Origin of the sequence: Clostridioides sp. ZZV14-6153 (assembly GCF_020657855.1) — a bacterium.
GTDB lineage: Bacteria > Bacillota > Clostridia > Peptostreptococcales > Peptostreptococcaceae > Clostridioides.
Genome location: NZ_JAGWCZ010000004.1, coordinates 68,139 through 83,560, shown reverse-complemented (window position 1 = coordinate 83,560; position 15,422 = coordinate 68,139). Strand labels below are relative to the sequence as shown.

The following is a 15,422-nucleotide window of genomic DNA, read 5'->3' as shown; positions in this document are numbered from 1 at the left end:
AGGTTAAATTTACTTAATTAGAATAATGTTTATAAGCAGTTTTAAAAGTTCTACTTTTAGAGTTTAAATTAGATAAGGAGAAATAAAATGTCAAAAACAGCTAAAGCAGCATTGTGGATTATGGCCGCCACTATGTTTTCAAAAGTATTAGGTTTCCTTAGAGAACTTGTACTTGCAAATTTCTATGGAACAGGTATGTATGCAGATGTATTTGTATTAACACTAAATATACCTGGTTTAATCATAGCAGTCATAGGTTCTGCAATTGCTACAACTTATATACCTATGTACTTTGAGACGAAGAAAAGACTCGGAGATGAAGGTGCCTTAAAATTTACTAATAATGTTTTAAATATATGCTATATAATGGCTATAATAATAGCTATTTTTGGGCTTTTATTTACAGAGCAATTTGTTACAGTATTTGCAGCAGGATTTAGAAGTGACCCTGCTAAGTTTCAAGCAGCAATATTATTTACTAAAATAATGATTTCAGGAGTTTTGTTCTTGAGTGGAAGTAAAATATTTAGTTCATTTTTACAGGTGAATGACAGTTTTGTAATTCCTGGACTTATAGGAATTCCATATAATATCATAATAATAGTAGCAATAGCACTAAGTGCAGGAAAAAATATATGGATACTACCAGCAGGAGCACTGGTTGCTATGGCAAGTCAGCTATTGTTTCAACTTCCATTTGCATTTAAGAAGTCCTACAAGTATAAACCATATATAAATTTAAAGGATGAGTCCATAAAAGAACTAGTGAATCTAGTCCTGCCTATGTTAATAGGTGTAGCTGTTGGACAGTTAAATATATTTGTTGACAGGTTATTGGCAACTACTTTAGGGGATGGGAAGTTGTCCGCTCTTAACTATGCAAATAGACTGAATGAGTTTGTTATGGCATTATTTGTTACATCTATAATAACCGTTATATATCCTAAGCTGGCAAAAATGTCAGGTAAAGATAATAAAGAAGGATTTATAAGTACTATTGTAAAATCATCAAATTGTATTATATTGGTGGTGCTTCCGATATCTATAGGAGCTATTATATTGGCAGAACCTCTTGTTAGAATATTATTCCAAAGAGGTAAGTTTGACGCCTTATCAACAGACCTTACATCTATAGCTCTTAGATTATATTCGCTAGGATTATTGGCTTGTGGGGTAAGAGATGTCTTATATAGAGCCTTCTATTCTCTTTCAGATACAAAAACACCAATGATAAATGGAAGTATAGCCTTAATAATAAATATAGTTCTTAATTTAATATTGATAAGACCACTTGGTCATGCAGGTATTGCTATATCAACTAGTACATCTAATATAATTACAGTTATATTATTGTTTATATCTCTTAAAAAGAAAAATGGATATTTTGGAGGAGATAAAATCATAAAGACTGGCCTTAAAAGTTTGGTAGCATCAGGTGTGATGGCAGTAGTCACTTTATTGATATATAACAATCTATATGCATTTATAGGTGCAGGAACAATTAAAGAAATTATATCAGTTGGAGCTGGAGTATTAGGTGGGGCTTCTGTATATACAATATTGATAGTTTTATTTAAGGTAGAAGAAATGGATTTAGCTTTTGAGTTTTTGAGAAAAGGAAAACAAAAACTACTTAAAAGATAGACATTTATCTTAAAAAATTAAAATAGAGTCAGAAAGGATGAAAATATGGATTATAAAAACAATTATGAGATGTGGTTAAATTCTCCTTATTTTGATGAACAAACCAAAGAAGAGCTATTAAATATAAAGGATGATGAAAAAGAAATACAAGATAGATTCTATAAAAATTTAGAATTTGGGACAGGTGGTCTAAGGGGTATAATAGGAGCGGGAACTAATAGAATAAATATTTATACTGTTAGACGTGCAACACTTGGAATTTTAAATTATATTATGAAGACACAAGGTGAAGAAGGAAAGCAAAAAGGAATTATTATAGCACATGATAGTAGATACATGTCAAGAGAGTTTTGTATAGAAGTAGCTAAAACTTTAAGTGCATATGGTGTAAAGGCTTATATTTTTGAAGAATTAAAACCTACACCAGAACTTTCTTTTGCTGTTAGATATTTAAAGTGTGCTATGGGAATAGTAATAACAGCAAGCCATAATCCTAAAGAGTACAATGGATATAAGGTATATGACTCAGATGGTGGTCAAATCTGTATAGATATGGCAAATGATATAATTGCAGAAGTTAATAAGATTGATGATTACAGTATTATTAAAAGTGCAGATTTTGAAGAAGCTTTATCTAAAAATTTAATAACTATATTAGATAATGAAGTAGATGATGAGTTTATAAAGGCTGTTAAGAAGCAAGTTTTAAGACAAAATACAATAGGTGAATATGGAAAAAAATTAAAAATAATATATACACCTATTCATGGAACTGGAAATAAACCAGTAAGAAGAGTCTTAAATGAATGTGGCTTTGAAAATGTAATGGTGGTTAAGGAGCAAGAATTGCCAGATTCTAATTTTTCAACAGTCAAGTATCCTAATCCTGAAGAAAAGTCAGTATTTAATATAGCTATTGAAATGGCAAAGAGTAATGGTACGGATTTGATAATAGGAACAGACCCTGATTGTGACAGAGTAGGTGTTGTTGTAAAAGATTCTAGTGGTGAGTATGTAGTATTAAATGGAAACCAAGTTGGCTCACTTTTAGTTAGATATATATTAGAGAGTTTAGTTGAAGAAAATAAACTTCCTAAAAACAATCCTACAATAATAAAAACTATAGTTACATCAGAACTAGGTGCAAAAATAGCAAAGGCTTATAATGTAGATTGTTTAAATACTTTAACAGGATTCAAATTTATTGGAGAAAAAATAAAAGCGTTTAAAGAAAGTAATGATAGAAGCTTTATAATGGGATATGAGGAAAGCTATGGTTACTTAATTGGAACTCATGCTAGAGACAAAGATGGTGTTGTATCTTCACTTATGATATGTGAAATGGCAGCATATTATTTTTCAAAAGGTATGAATTTGTATGAAGCTTTGATAGATACATATAATAAATTTGGATACTACAAAGAGGACTTAAAGTCAGTTACTTTAAAAGGCATAGATGGAATAAAAAAAATAAAAGAGATGATGCTTTACTTTAGAAGTGTTAAAATAGATAATGTGGCTGATGTAAAAGTAGATAAGATTTTAGATTATAAAGATGGGGTCGATGATTTACCTAAATCAGATGTACTTAAATTTTTACTTGAAGATGGTTCTTGGATAGCTATAAGACCTTCAGGTACAGAACCTAAAATTAAATTTTACTTTGGAGCAAATTCAGACAACCAAGAAGATGTAGAATCTAAGTTGAATAATTTAATATCTTATATATTAAATGTGGTGGATTCTATATAAAGAGCTAAGGGGAGATAAATAATGAAAGCATACAATGTCATAATGGCTGGTGGAGGAGGGACTCGTTTCTGGCCACTTAGTAGACAAGAAGTACCTAAACAGCTTATAAATTTAAGTGGAGAAGATGCTTTAATAAATGAAACTATAAATAGAATAGATTCTCTAGCAAAAAAAGAGGATTTATTTATAGTAACTAATGAGAAGCAATTGGAAGCTTTAAAGGATACAGTAAAAGATAAATGTTTAGATAGCAATATCTTGCCAGAACCATGTGCCAGAAATACGGCAGCAGCTATAGGTTTTGCAGCCTTTAACATAATGAAAAAATATGGTGATGGTGTTATGTGTGTATATCCAGCTGACCATTATATAAAAGATGAAAAAGAATTTAAATCTATTTTAGAAAAAGCTATCTATATAGCAGAAAATAATGATAAACTAGTAACTATTGGGATAACTCCTACATTTCCATCAACAGGATATGGATACATAAATTTTAATAGAGAAAACACAATAGAAAATGTTGCATATGAGGTAGTGGAGTTCGTAGAAAAGCCAAACTATGAAATTGCTAAAGAATATGTAAACTCTAAAAAATATGTATGGAATAGTGGAATGTTCGTATGGAAAGTATCTAAGATATTGGAAGATTTTAAGAGATACTTACCAAAAGTATATGAAAAATTAGAGGAAATCAGTAATTACTTAGGAACAGAAGATGAAATAGGAAAAATAAAAGAAATATATCCAACAATACAATCAATTTCTATAGATTATGGTATTATGGAAAGAAGTAATGATGTTATAGTAGTTCCTGGTGATTTTGGGTGGAATGACGTTGGTTCTTGGGACTCTCTAGGTGCAATATATCCAACTGATGATGAAGGTAACATCAAAAGAGGTGAAAATATTACTATAGATACTAAAAACTCAATTATATATTCAGATGACAAATTAATATCGACAATAGGTATTAGTGATTTAATAGTAGTATCTACAAATGATGCAGTTATGGTTTGTAGAAAAGATAAAGCTCAAGATGTCAAAAAGATAGTAGAGCAATTAAAAGAAGAAGATAGACAAGAATATATGTAGGAGGTGTTAATTTGATTCCTAAAAAAATACATTATGTATGGTTTGGTGGACCAAAAGGAAATATAGAAAATATATGTATAAATTCCTGGAAAGAGAAACTTCCAGAATATGAGATAGTAGAGTGGAATGAAAAAAACTTTGATATAGAGAAAGAAATAAAAGGAAATAAGTTTTTGGAAGAATGTTATAAAAGAAAGCTTTGGGCATTCATATCAGATTATACAAGAATAAGAGTACTCTATGAACAAGGTGGAGTTTATATGGATACAGATATGCAAATATTAAAGGATATAACTCCTCTTTTAGAAAATAATAGGCTTATATGTGGATATGAAGATGATGGAGAATACATGAATGCAGCCATAGTAGGTGTAGAAAAAGGACATCCTTTTTTTAAAGATTTATTAGAGTACTACGAAAAAGAGGTGCTTACTTCTTCATTGTTTACAATACCAAAGGTTATGACTTATCTTATGGAAAAAAATTATAAAAAGATTGACCAAAATAACTATGAAGAAGGCATCCGTGTCTATGATAAAGAATATTTTTATCCTTTTGGATTTAAAGAAGACTTTACACCAGAATGTATTACAGAAAATACTTATGGAATACATTGGTGGGGAAAAAGTTGGGCTAAGAAAAGAAATTATTTCTTAGAAAGCAAGCACTTAACAGGTGTAAATAAGATATGGAAGTGTTGTAAAATATTTGCAAGTAATACTTTACGAAGCTAAAAGGGAGAAAGTGAAATGAAGACTTTAAACGATGATAGAAATATTATGATTAAAAAATATCTTTATATATTTGTTTTGTTTATCATATTACTTAGAAAGTATATGATATCATTTATTGACCCAGATATGAGTATAGGGATGATTAAATCAGCGTTATTTTATTCTTCAATAGGAATACTAATGCTACTTTTTTTATTTGATAAGAGAAAAAGTATAACAGAAATGGTGCTAGTTGGAGCCTGTGTATTACTTTATATATTAAATAGAGAAGGGGCTATATTATTAATTGTTTTGCTAGCTGTATCAGCTAAACAAATAGATGATAAATATATAGTTAAAAGTTATTTAATAATATCTGCATGTTTTTTAATAGGAGCTATATTATTATTTAATTTATTTCCTTCATTAGTATTTAATCAGGAAGTCCACTATAGATATATAGGAAAATTAGATACGCTTGTTACAAGAATGGATTTTGGACTTGGTAATCCAAATGGGGTATTTTATCATATGGTTACTATATATGCAGCATATATATTCTTAAGATATAAAAACTATAATAAATGGGATAGAATAATTTTATTTGGATCTGCATTTTTTGTTTATCAAACTACATATAGTAGAACTGGTTTTTTTACTATATTAGCAGGATTAATATTTGTAGAAATAATAAGATTGATAGACCTAAAAAAAGTAAAAGGACTACCAATGCTTATAAAGACATCGCCGATAATACTTACTTTATCTAGTGTACTTATTGGTATAATGTTTTCTAAAAGTAGTGTACTAAATAGATTATTAGCAAGTAGACCTAAGTTTTGGAATGTATACTTATCTCAAGAGGGAAATTTTATGAAACCTTTTGGAAATTCATATAGCGCTGCTATAAAAGCAACTAATCCATTAGATAGTTCTTATATATATATAATTAGTGTACTAGGAGTAGTTGCTTGCATATTATTTATGTATTTGATGTATAAAGGTATAGAAAGCTTTATAGAAAAAGATAAAAAAGAGTATTTAGTAGCTTTATTTCTATTTTTAATATACTCTTTTGCAGAAAATTTATTATTAGAAGCTTCATTTAGTTTTGCAATAGTATTACTAATAAAAGAAGTAATATTAAACGATAAAAGAGAGGTAGATTTGTGGAAAGTGAAAAGTAGGAGGTAGTAATGTTAATATCATTAATAATGCCAACATTAAATAGATATGATGATATATATTTACTTATGGACAGCCTAGAAAATCAAACTTACAAAAACTTTGAACTTATAGTAGTAGATCAAAACGATAATAGCAAAGTTAGGGAGATAGTTGATAAATACGTTGATAAGTTAGATATAAAGTATATAAAAAGCGATAAGATGGGATTAAGTTATAATAGAAATGTAGGAATAGACAATGCTAAAGGGCAAATTATAGGTTTTCCTGATGATGACTGTGTCTACGAAAATGATACATTAGAAAAAGTTATAAACTTCTTTAATAAAAATAAAGATTATAAAATATACAGTTGTAAAACTATGGATGCAAATAAAATTGATGCATTTAAGAAAATGTATGATGGAACTTGTGATATCACAAGTTCCAACGTTTTAAATACTATAACATCCATAACTTTTTTTGTTGATTATGGAGAGAAAGAATATACAAGATTTGATGAAAAATTAGGTGTTGGTGGAGATTTTGGTGCTGGTGAAGAGATAGATTATGTTTTAAACTTATTGAGTTTAGGATTTAAAGGAAAATACTTTGGGAATGATATAATTTACCATCCTGCAAAAAAACATTCTAAATCTAAAGAAAAGTATCAAAAAGATTATAACTATGGAAGAGGTTTTGGAGCCATTTGCAAAAAAGAAATAGTCTATAGAAAGAATTATAAGTTTGTAAAGGTTATGGCATCAAAACTTGTAAGAAATATAGGCGGTCTTATATTGAGTTCCAACAGAGATTATCATAGTGCCACTATAAAAGGAAGAATTAATGGATTTAGACAGTATAAGTTATAATGAGGATGGTGTTTATGGACAAGGTTAAATTTTTAATAAATATGCTTTTGGCTTTTTTTATGTATCCATTTAGTAAGCATAAGTTTAATGGTAGAAATATCTGGCTTATAGGTGGACATTCAGGAGATATATACAATGATAATTCCAAGTTCTTTTATGAGTATATGTTGAAAGAGCATAATGATGTAGAAACTTATTGGGTAGTAAATAAAGACAGTAAAGTATTTGATAAAATTCCAGGCAAAAAATTAATAAGAGGAAGTGTAAAAAACTATCTATATTATTACAATTCAAAAGCTATAGTATTTTCACATGCGCCATCAGCAGATATAGCACCTTATAACTTTGCTGTACCTGTTCTTAATTATTTTCATAAAAAGACGATAAAAGTGTTCTTAAATCATGGAACTATAAGTTTTAAAAAGAGAAAACCAATGAATAAAAAGTTCAAAAATATTATAGATAACCTATATAAAAGCTATAATATAGTTACAGCAAGTTCTGAGTTTGAAAGAAATGTCATGGTAAATGATTGGGGAATGTTAGATGACTCAGTTTATATAATTGGAAATGCAAGATATGACAATTTACCAACAAATGAAGTTGCACAAACACGAGATATATTATATACTCCTACATGGAGAGACTGGATAAAATTTAGTTCAGGAAAATTTACAGATACAGATTATTTTAAAAATATAATGAATTTCTTGAATGATGATAAATTAAATAAAATATTAGATGAGAAAGATATAAATGTAAAAATTTATATGCATCATCTTATGCATGAGTTTATAGATGACATAAAAGAAAACATAACTGGTAAACGAATTGTATTTTTAGATAAAGGGGTAACTCTAGCAAATGAAATAAGAAAATCAGCTGTAAACATAACTGATTATTCAAGTGTTGCCATAGACTTTCTATATATGAACAGACCTATTTTATTTTATCAATTTGATTTAGATGAATATATGGAAAAAGTTGATTCGTATATAGATTTAAAAAGCGAAATGTTTGGGTCTTTGGCTTATAATAATGATGAAGCTGTGAATAAACTTATTGATATTATTGAAAATAATTTTGAGGTTATGGATAACCAAAAAAATGAAAGAAATAAGTTTTTCAGATATAATGACAATAAGAACTGCAAGAGGATATATGATTGTGTATTAAGTAAAATTAAATAAATATTTTATAAATGATGAGGAAGGTAATATGAAGAAGAATTTAGTATCTATAATTACTCCCATGTATAATTCTGAAAAATTTATTGAAGCAACCATAAAATCAGTATTAAACCAAACTTATCAAGAATGGGAAATGTTAATTATTGATGATTGCTCAACAGATAATAGTCCTAATATAGTCAAATCTTATATGCAACAGGATAGTAGAATAAAATGCATAAAGACTGAGACTAATAAGGGTGTCTCTAATGCTAGAAATCTAGCATTAAGTAATGCGACAGGACAATTTATAGCTTTTTTAGATAGTGATGACCAGTGGAATAGTAGTAAGTTAGAAAAACAAGTAAACTTTATGTTAGAAAATGACTATGTAATCTCATTTACTTCATATGAACTGATGGACGAAAATGATAAAAAGTTAAATAAAGTAATAAAAGTGCCACCTAATGTGGATTACAGAAGGTTATTAAAGGGAAATATTTTGGGATGTCTTACTGTTGTAATTGATAAGTCTAAACTGGATTTTGAAATTAAGATGAGTGGTGTAAGACATGAAGATTATGTCTTGTGGTTATCTATATTGAAAAGAGGACATATCGCTCATGGAATAAATGAAGTTTTAGCATTATATAGAAAATCTAGTAACTCCCTTAGTGGTAATAAGATAAAGGCTGCTATGTGGACTTGGAATATATATAGAAATATAGAAAAAATACCTCTATACAAAGCTATATACTACTTTATTAATTATGGAATAAATGGAATTAAAAAAAGTTAGATAGAGAGGAAGATTTAATTAATGTATAAATATAAATTTACTGTATTTACTCCAACATACAATAGAGCTCATTTACTTGAAAATTTGTACAATGATTTAAAAGCTCAAACATATGATTTCAACGACTTTGAATGGTTGATTGTCGATGATGGAAGTAGCGACGGTACTAAAGAATTAGTTGAAAAATTTATATCAGAAGATAAATTAAATATAAGATATATATACAAAGAAAATGGAGGAAAACATACTGCAATAAATTTAGGTGTGAAAAATGCAGATGGAGAACTATTTTTCATTGTAGATAGTGATGATGGTTTAATTAAAGATTCTCTTGAAATTGCTAATGATGAATGGAATTCTGTAGAAAATAAAGAAGGATTTAGTGGGGTTGTTGGACTTTGTGTATACCCAAGCGGAGATTTAATAGGCACAGAAATGCCTGAGGATAAAAAAATATGTCACTTTGCAGACCTATATTTTAAATATGGTGTTAAGGGAGATAAAAGCATTGTATTTGTAACTGATGAGCTTATAAAATTTCCTTTTCCAGAAAGAAAAGAAGTGAGATTTTTACCAGAAAGTGTAGTATGGAATGAAATGTCTAAATACTATAAAGTTAAATGTGTAAACAAACCTATGATAATAAGAGATTATTTGGATGATGGTTTGACTAAGAATATATTAAATAAAAATGCATTAAAAGGTAGAGCATTAGAGTTTTTATATTTAATAAATCAAAATACATATCCTTTAGGTAGATATCCATATATGTGGATAAAGAATTACATAAATTTAGCTAGATACTCATTGTTATCTGACAGTCATTATTTTGGCGAAATCAAAAAAATATCTGATAAATTATTGTATTTAGTGTTGTTCCCATTAGGATATTACAAATATATTGGACAAAGAAAGTTAGTATCTAAGTAAACTTGTTGGTATAGTACTGCTAGTTGCTATATAAGGAGAGTAAAAATATGAATGAGCCTTTAGTATCGATAATTACTCCTGTATATAATTCAGAAGAGTTTTTATCAGAGACAATAAAGTCAATCCAAAATCAAACTTATAAAAATTGGCAGCTTTTATTAGTGGATGATTGTTCTAAGGACAATTCAAGTGAAATTATAAAAAGTTTTCAAAAAGAAGATGCTAGAATAAAATATATAAAGCTTGAAAAAAATTCTGGAGCTGCAGTATCTAGGAATGTTGGTATTGAAAATGCGGAAGGTCGATTTATTGCATTTGTAGATAGTGATGATTTATGGGATAGTAAAAAGTTAGAAATTCAGATAGGATATATGTTAAAAGAAAATATCGGGTTTTCTTTTACATCTTATAGATATATGAGACAAGATGGAACAAAAACGAGTAAAGTTGCAAGAGCACCTAAAAAGATTGACTATGAAGGATTACTTAAAAATACTATAATAGGGTGTTCTACTGTAGTCATTGATAGGGATGTCATAGGTGAATTTAGTATGCCTTTAGTAAGAAGAGGACAAGATACTGCAACTTGGTTACAATTACTTAAAAAGGAAAAATATGCATATGGAATTCAGGAAGATTTAGTGAATTATAGGCTAGTTGGAAATTCTATATCAAGCAATAAGATAAAAGCATTAAAACGAACTTGGAATACCTATAGAAATGTTGAAAATTTAAGTTTACCAAAAAGCCTATATGTATTTTGTTTCTATGTTTTTAATGCCATTAAAAAAAGAGTATAAGTTTTATATACTTGGAGGTAAAAAAATGAAAATAGCTATAGCTGGGACTGGATATGTAGGGCTAGTAACAGGTGTTTGTCTAGCAGAGGTAGGCAATGAAAATGTAATTTGTGTTGATATAGATGAACATAAAGTTAAATCAATGCAACTTGGGATAGCACCTATATATGAAGAAGGCCTAGAAGAACTTATGGTTAGAAATTATGAAAAAGGAAGAATAGATTATACTACAGATTATAAAAAAGCTTATGAAGATGTAGATATAATACTAATAGCTGTAGGAACTCCAGAAAGAAGTGATGGTTCAGCTAATTTAGATTATATAAAGGCAGTTGCAAAGCAAATAGCTGAAACTGTAACAAAAGATACTTTAGTAGTAATAAAATCTACAGTACCAATTGGAACAAATGAAGAAATAGAAGATTATATAAATAAAAACTTAAAAAATGATGTAAAAGTTGAACTTGCATCTAATCCAGAGTTTTTATCACAAGGTAGTGCAGTAAGAGATACTTTACATGCTTCAAGAATTGTTATAGGAGTGGAAAGTGAGTGGGCAAGAGGAATACTGGAAGAAATTTATAAACCTTTTAATCAACCTATAATAGTAACTAATAGAAATAGTGCTGAAATGATAAAATATGCATCAAATAACTTTTTAGCACTTAAGATATCTTTTATGAATGATATTGCAAATCTTTGTGAGATAGCAGGTGCTAATGTGGAAGATGTCGCTTTAGGAATGAGTTATGATGATAGAATAGGAAGTAAATTCTTAAAAGCAGGTATAGGTTATGGAGGTTCTTGTTTCCCTAAAGATACAAAAGCCCTTCATTGGCTGTCTGAGCATAACGGTTATGAATTAAAAACAGTAAAGGCTGCTATAGAAGTGAATGAAAGTCAAAAACTTAAATTAGTTAGAAAGGCATCTAAACTAGTAGAGAGCTTTCAAGATATGAAAGTTGCTGTTTTAGGATTAACATTTAAGCCAGATACTGATGATATAAGAGAAGCCCCATCTATTCCAAATATAAAATATTTACTTGAAAGAGGAGCAAAAGTTACTGCATTTGACCCAATAGGAGTTGAAAATACTAAGAAAATATTTGGGGATTCTATACTTTATGCTAAATCTATAGATGATACAATAGAAGATGCAGAGATATGTTTTATAATGACAGAGTGGAAAGATGTCTTAAATTATGATATACATAAGTATAAGGAAAAGATGAAAAATCCTTTAGTTCTAGATGGAAGAAATTGTTACAAGCTTGAAGATATGAAAGAACTAGGTATTGAGTATTATTCGATAGGAAGGTAAATATTATGAAGACTGTTTGTTATTTGGCTGATGGGTCAAATCCTCATACTTTAAAATGGTGTAGTTTTTTTAAAAATAAAGGATACAACATTCATGTTATCTCTTTAAATGGAGGTCACATGGAAGGAATTAAAATTTATGACTTTGGTTCTAATGTAGAAGAACTGAAAAATGAAAATATTTCTAAAAAAACAGGATACTTAGGTTCAATAAAACAAATAAAGAAACTAGTAAATGAAATAAAGCCAGATATACTTCATGCACAATATGCAAGTAGTTATGGATTTATAGGTAGTTTACTTGGGTATCATCCATATATTATTTCTGTTTGGGGTACTGATATTTATGATTTCCCAAACAATGGTTTTATACAAAAACAAATTATAAAACATAACTTTAGAAAAGCAGATTATATATTTTCAAATAGTAGAGACATGGCTAAAGAAGCTAATAAATATACAACTAAGCATGTAGATGTAACCTTTTTCGGAGTAGATATGGATAGATTTAAACCTATGGAAGTAGAAAAAGAAGATGCTTTTGTAATAGGAATTATAAAGAGTTTGGAAAAAAAATATGGAATTGAATATTTAGTACAAGCATTTAAGATGTTGAAAGATGAATATAAAGAAAAGAAAATAATTTTAAAAATAGGTGGTTCTGGAAGTCAAATGGATAACTTAGTGAATCTGACTAAGGAATTAGGCGTGGAAGATAATGTTCAATTTTTAGGTAGAATATCTCCAGAGGATGTCAGTAAGACTTTTAATTCTTTTGATGTAACAGTATTTCCTTCTTTGAGAGAGGGTTTTGGTGTAGCTGCAATAGAATCAGAGTCTTGTGAAGTTCCTGTTATTGTTACAAATGTAGGTGGGCATCCAGAATCTGTATTGGAAAATGAAACGGGGCTAATTGTAGAGCCAAAGCAACCAGAAGAAATAAAAAATGCTATAATAAAACTAATGGAAAATGATGAGCTTAGACTTAATATGGGTAAAAAAGGGCGTAAGTTTGTTAGAGAAAATTATGAAGTTAATTTAAATTTTAATGATATAGAAAAAATATACGACTCTATATTAGATAAATATAAAAAATAAGAATTGAAAAATACAGCAAAAGATAGATGTTGTTGGCTATGCTTAGGTGCGTAGCTTTTGCTGTTTAATGGAGGGCTTCTAGTTATGCGAGAAAGTATAGATTTAGAGAAAGAAAGCTTTTTTAATAAGCTTTTAAAAAAATATAAATTTAGACAACTATCATTATTAATTCTAGATATTTGTAGCGTGCTAGTAGCATTTCGAATGTCTTTGAGTTTGACAGGCAATTTAGATGTATTCAATGTTAATAATGTAATAATTTCAGTTTGTATATATATTGGACTCCATATAGTGTCATTTAGATTGTTTAAGTGTTACAACACATTGTGGAGATATGCAGGAGAAGAAGAAATTATTTCGATTTTTATTGCAACTTTAGCTTATCTAATTCCAGCTTATGTGATAAATAGAATATTGGGACTCGATTATCCTATAATGCTTTATGTATTAAATACGATATTTATTATAATGTTTACAAGTGGAGTGAGAATAGGCTACAGGGCTATAAGAATAGTCATGAATAAGACATACTCTAGAGGGAAGGTTTCTAACATTCTTATAATTGGAGCAGGAGATGCTGGAGAGATGGTTATACAAGAATTAAAGCGAAATCCAGAACTTAAAAAAGTAGCAGTAGCTATAATCGATGATGATAAAAATAAAATCGGAAGAATAATTCATAATGTAAAGATTGTAGGAACAACTTCAAAGATAAATGATATAGTTGAAGAATATAAAGTAGATGAAATAATTTTTTCTATTGCCAACATAGAAAAACACAGAAAAAAAGAAATTATTGATATGTGTAAGAATACTAATTGTAAAATAAAGACAATACCAGGAATTTATGAAATTATAGATGGAAAAGTTGATATAAAACAGATTAGAGAGGTAGAAATAGAAGACTTATTGGGTAGAGAGCCTATAAGAACAAATTTAAAAGAGATAAGTAACTATATTGAAGGAAAAGTAATCCTTGTAACTGGAGGAGGAGGCTCAATTGGTTCAGAGCTTTGCAGACAGATTGCAGGGTTTAATCCTAAAGAGCTTATTATAGTTGATAATTATGAAAATAATGCTTATGCAATACAGCAAGAATTGCTTAGAAAATATAAAAATAAGTTGGATTTAAAAGCAATAATAGCTTCAATAAGAGAAGAAAAAAGAATGGATGAAATATTTAATAAATATAAGCCAGAAGTGGTATTCCATGCAGCAGCTCATAAACATGTTCCTCTTATGGAGTCAAGCCCTGGTGAGGCTATAAAGAATAATATATTTGGAACTTTAAATATAGCAGGTTTATCTTCAAAATATAGAGCTAAGAAGTTTGTCCTTATATCTACAGACAAAGCTGTAAATCCGACAAATATAATGGGAGCTACTAAAAGAGCTGCCGAGATGATTATACAGACAATGAATGATGAAAGTCAGACTGAGTTTGTTGCAGTTAGATTTGGAAATGTACTTGGAAGTAATGGAAGTGTAATTCCCCTTTTTAAGAAGCAGATTGAAGATGGTGGACCAGTAACTGTTACACATCCAGATATTATTAGATATTTTATGACAATACCAGAGGCTGTAGGGCTTGTTATACAGGCTGGAGCTATGGCTAAAGGTGGAGAAGTATTTGTACTTGATATGGGAGAGCCTGTAAAAATATTGGATTTAGCAAAAAATTTAATAAAATTTAGTGGGCTTGAACCAGATGTTGATGTAAAAATTGAATTTTCTGGTCTTAGACCAGGAGAAAAATTGTATGAAGAACTTCTTATGTCAGAAGAAGGTCTGTTAGATACAGAGCATAAAAAGATTTTTATTGGTAGGCCAATAGATGTTGATAGAGAAAAAATAACAAAATACTTAAAACTTTTAAAAGAAATTACAAACAATGAAGAAACTGAAAAAATAGATGGTGTCATGAGAAAATTAGTACCAACTTACATTAAACCAGAAGATGCTAATATCAAAGAAATTGCAACAACTCGAGAGAAGTAGAATATATTTCTAATTTGTAACCAGGGGGAGCAAAAAGAAACAAATAGATACTAAAAAGAAACAAAAGA

At 28.8% G+C, this 15,422-nt stretch carries 13 protein-coding genes; all 13 read left to right on the top strand.

Annotated elements, in window-relative coordinates; all coding sequences use genetic code 11:
* The first annotated feature begins 87 nt into the window (after positions 1 to 87).
* Complete coding sequence (murJ, locus tag KGF46_RS07180; protein ID WP_227842587.1) at positions 88 to 1,644, top strand: murein biosynthesis integral membrane protein MurJ; 1,557 nt, start codon at positions 88 to 90, stop codon at positions 1,642 to 1,644.
* Between the two features lie 45 nt (positions 1,645 to 1,689).
* Positions 1,690 to 3,396, top strand: coding sequence for a phospho-sugar mutase (locus tag KGF46_RS07175; RefSeq protein ID WP_227861888.1), 1,707 nt, complete (start codon positions 1,690 to 1,692; stop codon positions 3,394 to 3,396).
* 21 nt (positions 3,397 to 3,417) lie between these two features.
* Positions 3,418 to 4,491, top strand: a complete 1,074-nt coding sequence (locus KGF46_RS07170; protein WP_227839523.1) for a mannose-1-phosphate guanylyltransferase — start codon at positions 3,418 to 3,420, stop codon at positions 4,489 to 4,491.
* Positions 4,492 to 4,502: 11 nt separating this feature from the next.
* Positions 4,503 to 5,225: a glycosyltransferase gene (locus KGF46_RS07165; RefSeq protein WP_227827549.1), complete on the top strand. Its 723-nt coding sequence runs from the start codon at positions 4,503 to 4,505 to the stop codon at positions 5,223 to 5,225.
* A gap of 15 nt (positions 5,226 to 5,240) precedes the next feature.
* Complete coding sequence (locus tag KGF46_RS07160) at positions 5,241 to 6,398, top strand: polysaccharide polymerase (protein ID WP_227854621.1); 1,158 nt, start codon at positions 5,241 to 5,243, stop codon at positions 6,396 to 6,398.
* 2 nt (positions 6,399 to 6,400) lie between these two features.
* Positions 6,401 to 7,240, top strand: a complete 840-nt coding sequence (locus KGF46_RS07155; protein ID WP_227856449.1) for a glycosyltransferase family 2 protein — start codon at positions 6,401 to 6,403, stop codon at positions 7,238 to 7,240.
* Positions 7,241 to 7,254: 14 nt separating this feature from the next.
* Positions 7,255 to 8,430, top strand: a complete 1,176-nt coding sequence (locus KGF46_RS07150) for a CDP-glycerol glycerophosphotransferase family protein (RefSeq protein ID WP_227839527.1) — start codon at positions 7,255 to 7,257, stop codon at positions 8,428 to 8,430.
* Positions 8,431 to 8,458: 28 nt separating this feature from the next.
* Entirely contained in the window at positions 8,459 to 9,208 is a 750-nt protein-coding gene (locus KGF46_RS07145; RefSeq protein ID WP_227827545.1) for a glycosyltransferase family 2 protein, read from the top strand.
* Between the two features lie 21 nt (positions 9,209 to 9,229).
* Positions 9,230 to 10,138, top strand: a complete 909-nt coding sequence (locus tag KGF46_RS07140) for a glycosyltransferase family A protein (RefSeq protein ID WP_227827544.1) — start codon at positions 9,230 to 9,232, stop codon at positions 10,136 to 10,138.
* A 47-nt stretch (positions 10,139 to 10,185) separates the two neighbouring features.
* On the top strand, positions 10,186 to 10,938 hold the full coding sequence (locus KGF46_RS07135) for a glycosyltransferase family 2 protein (protein ID WP_227827543.1): 753 nt from the start codon (positions 10,186 to 10,188) through the stop codon (positions 10,936 to 10,938).
* Positions 10,892 to 12,259: a UDP-glucose dehydrogenase family protein gene (locus tag KGF46_RS07130; RefSeq protein WP_413894728.1), complete on the top strand. Its 1,368-nt coding sequence runs from the start codon at positions 10,892 to 10,894 to the stop codon at positions 12,257 to 12,259. The genes KGF46_RS07135 and KGF46_RS07130 overlap by 47 nt, the downstream gene beginning before the upstream one ends.
* A 5-nt stretch (positions 12,260 to 12,264) precedes the next feature.
* Positions 12,265 to 13,356, top strand: a complete 1,092-nt coding sequence (locus KGF46_RS07125; RefSeq protein WP_227827542.1) for a glycosyltransferase family 4 protein — start codon at positions 12,265 to 12,267, stop codon at positions 13,354 to 13,356.
* Positions 13,357 to 13,440: 84 nt separating this feature from the next.
* Entirely contained in the window at positions 13,441 to 15,354 is a 1,914-nt protein-coding gene (locus tag KGF46_RS07120; protein ID WP_227827541.1) for a polysaccharide biosynthesis protein, read from the top strand.
* Positions 15,355 to 15,422 lie beyond the last annotated feature (68 nt).

What these genes read in the sequence shown, in the direction of transcription:
- murJ (WP_227842587.1), top strand. Translation starts at nt 88, where the DNA reads ATGTCAAAAACAGCTAAAGCAGCATTGTGGATTATGGCCGCCACTATG.
- KGF46_RS07175 (WP_227861888.1), top strand. Translation starts at nt 1,690, where the DNA reads ATGGATTATAAAAACAATTATGAGATGTGGTTAAATTCTCCTTATTTT.
- KGF46_RS07170 (WP_227839523.1), top strand. Translation starts at nt 3,418, where the DNA reads ATGAAAGCATACAATGTCATAATGGCTGGTGGAGGAGGGACTCGTTTC.
- KGF46_RS07160 (WP_227854621.1), top strand. Translation starts at nt 5,241, where the DNA reads ATGAAGACTTTAAACGATGATAGAAATATTATGATTAAAAAATATCTT.
- KGF46_RS07155 (WP_227856449.1), top strand. Translation starts at nt 6,401, where the DNA reads ATGTTAATATCATTAATAATGCCAACATTAAATAGATATGATGATATA.
- KGF46_RS07150 (WP_227839527.1), top strand. Translation starts at nt 7,255, where the DNA reads ATGGACAAGGTTAAATTTTTAATAAATATGCTTTTGGCTTTTTTTATG.
- KGF46_RS07145 (WP_227827545.1), top strand. Translation starts at nt 8,459, where the DNA reads ATGAAGAAGAATTTAGTATCTATAATTACTCCCATGTATAATTCTGAA.
- KGF46_RS07140 (WP_227827544.1), top strand. Translation starts at nt 9,230, where the DNA reads ATGTATAAATATAAATTTACTGTATTTACTCCAACATACAATAGAGCT.
- KGF46_RS07135 (WP_227827543.1), top strand. Translation starts at nt 10,186, where the DNA reads ATGAATGAGCCTTTAGTATCGATAATTACTCCTGTATATAATTCAGAA.
- KGF46_RS07130 (WP_413894728.1), top strand. Translation starts at nt 10,892, where the DNA reads ATGTATTTTGTTTCTATGTTTTTAATGCCATTAAAAAAAGAGTATAAG.
- KGF46_RS07125 (WP_227827542.1), top strand. Translation starts at nt 12,265, where the DNA reads ATGAAGACTGTTTGTTATTTGGCTGATGGGTCAAATCCTCATACTTTA.
- KGF46_RS07120 (WP_227827541.1), top strand. Translation starts at nt 13,441, where the DNA reads ATGCGAGAAAGTATAGATTTAGAGAAAGAAAGCTTTTTTAATAAGCTT.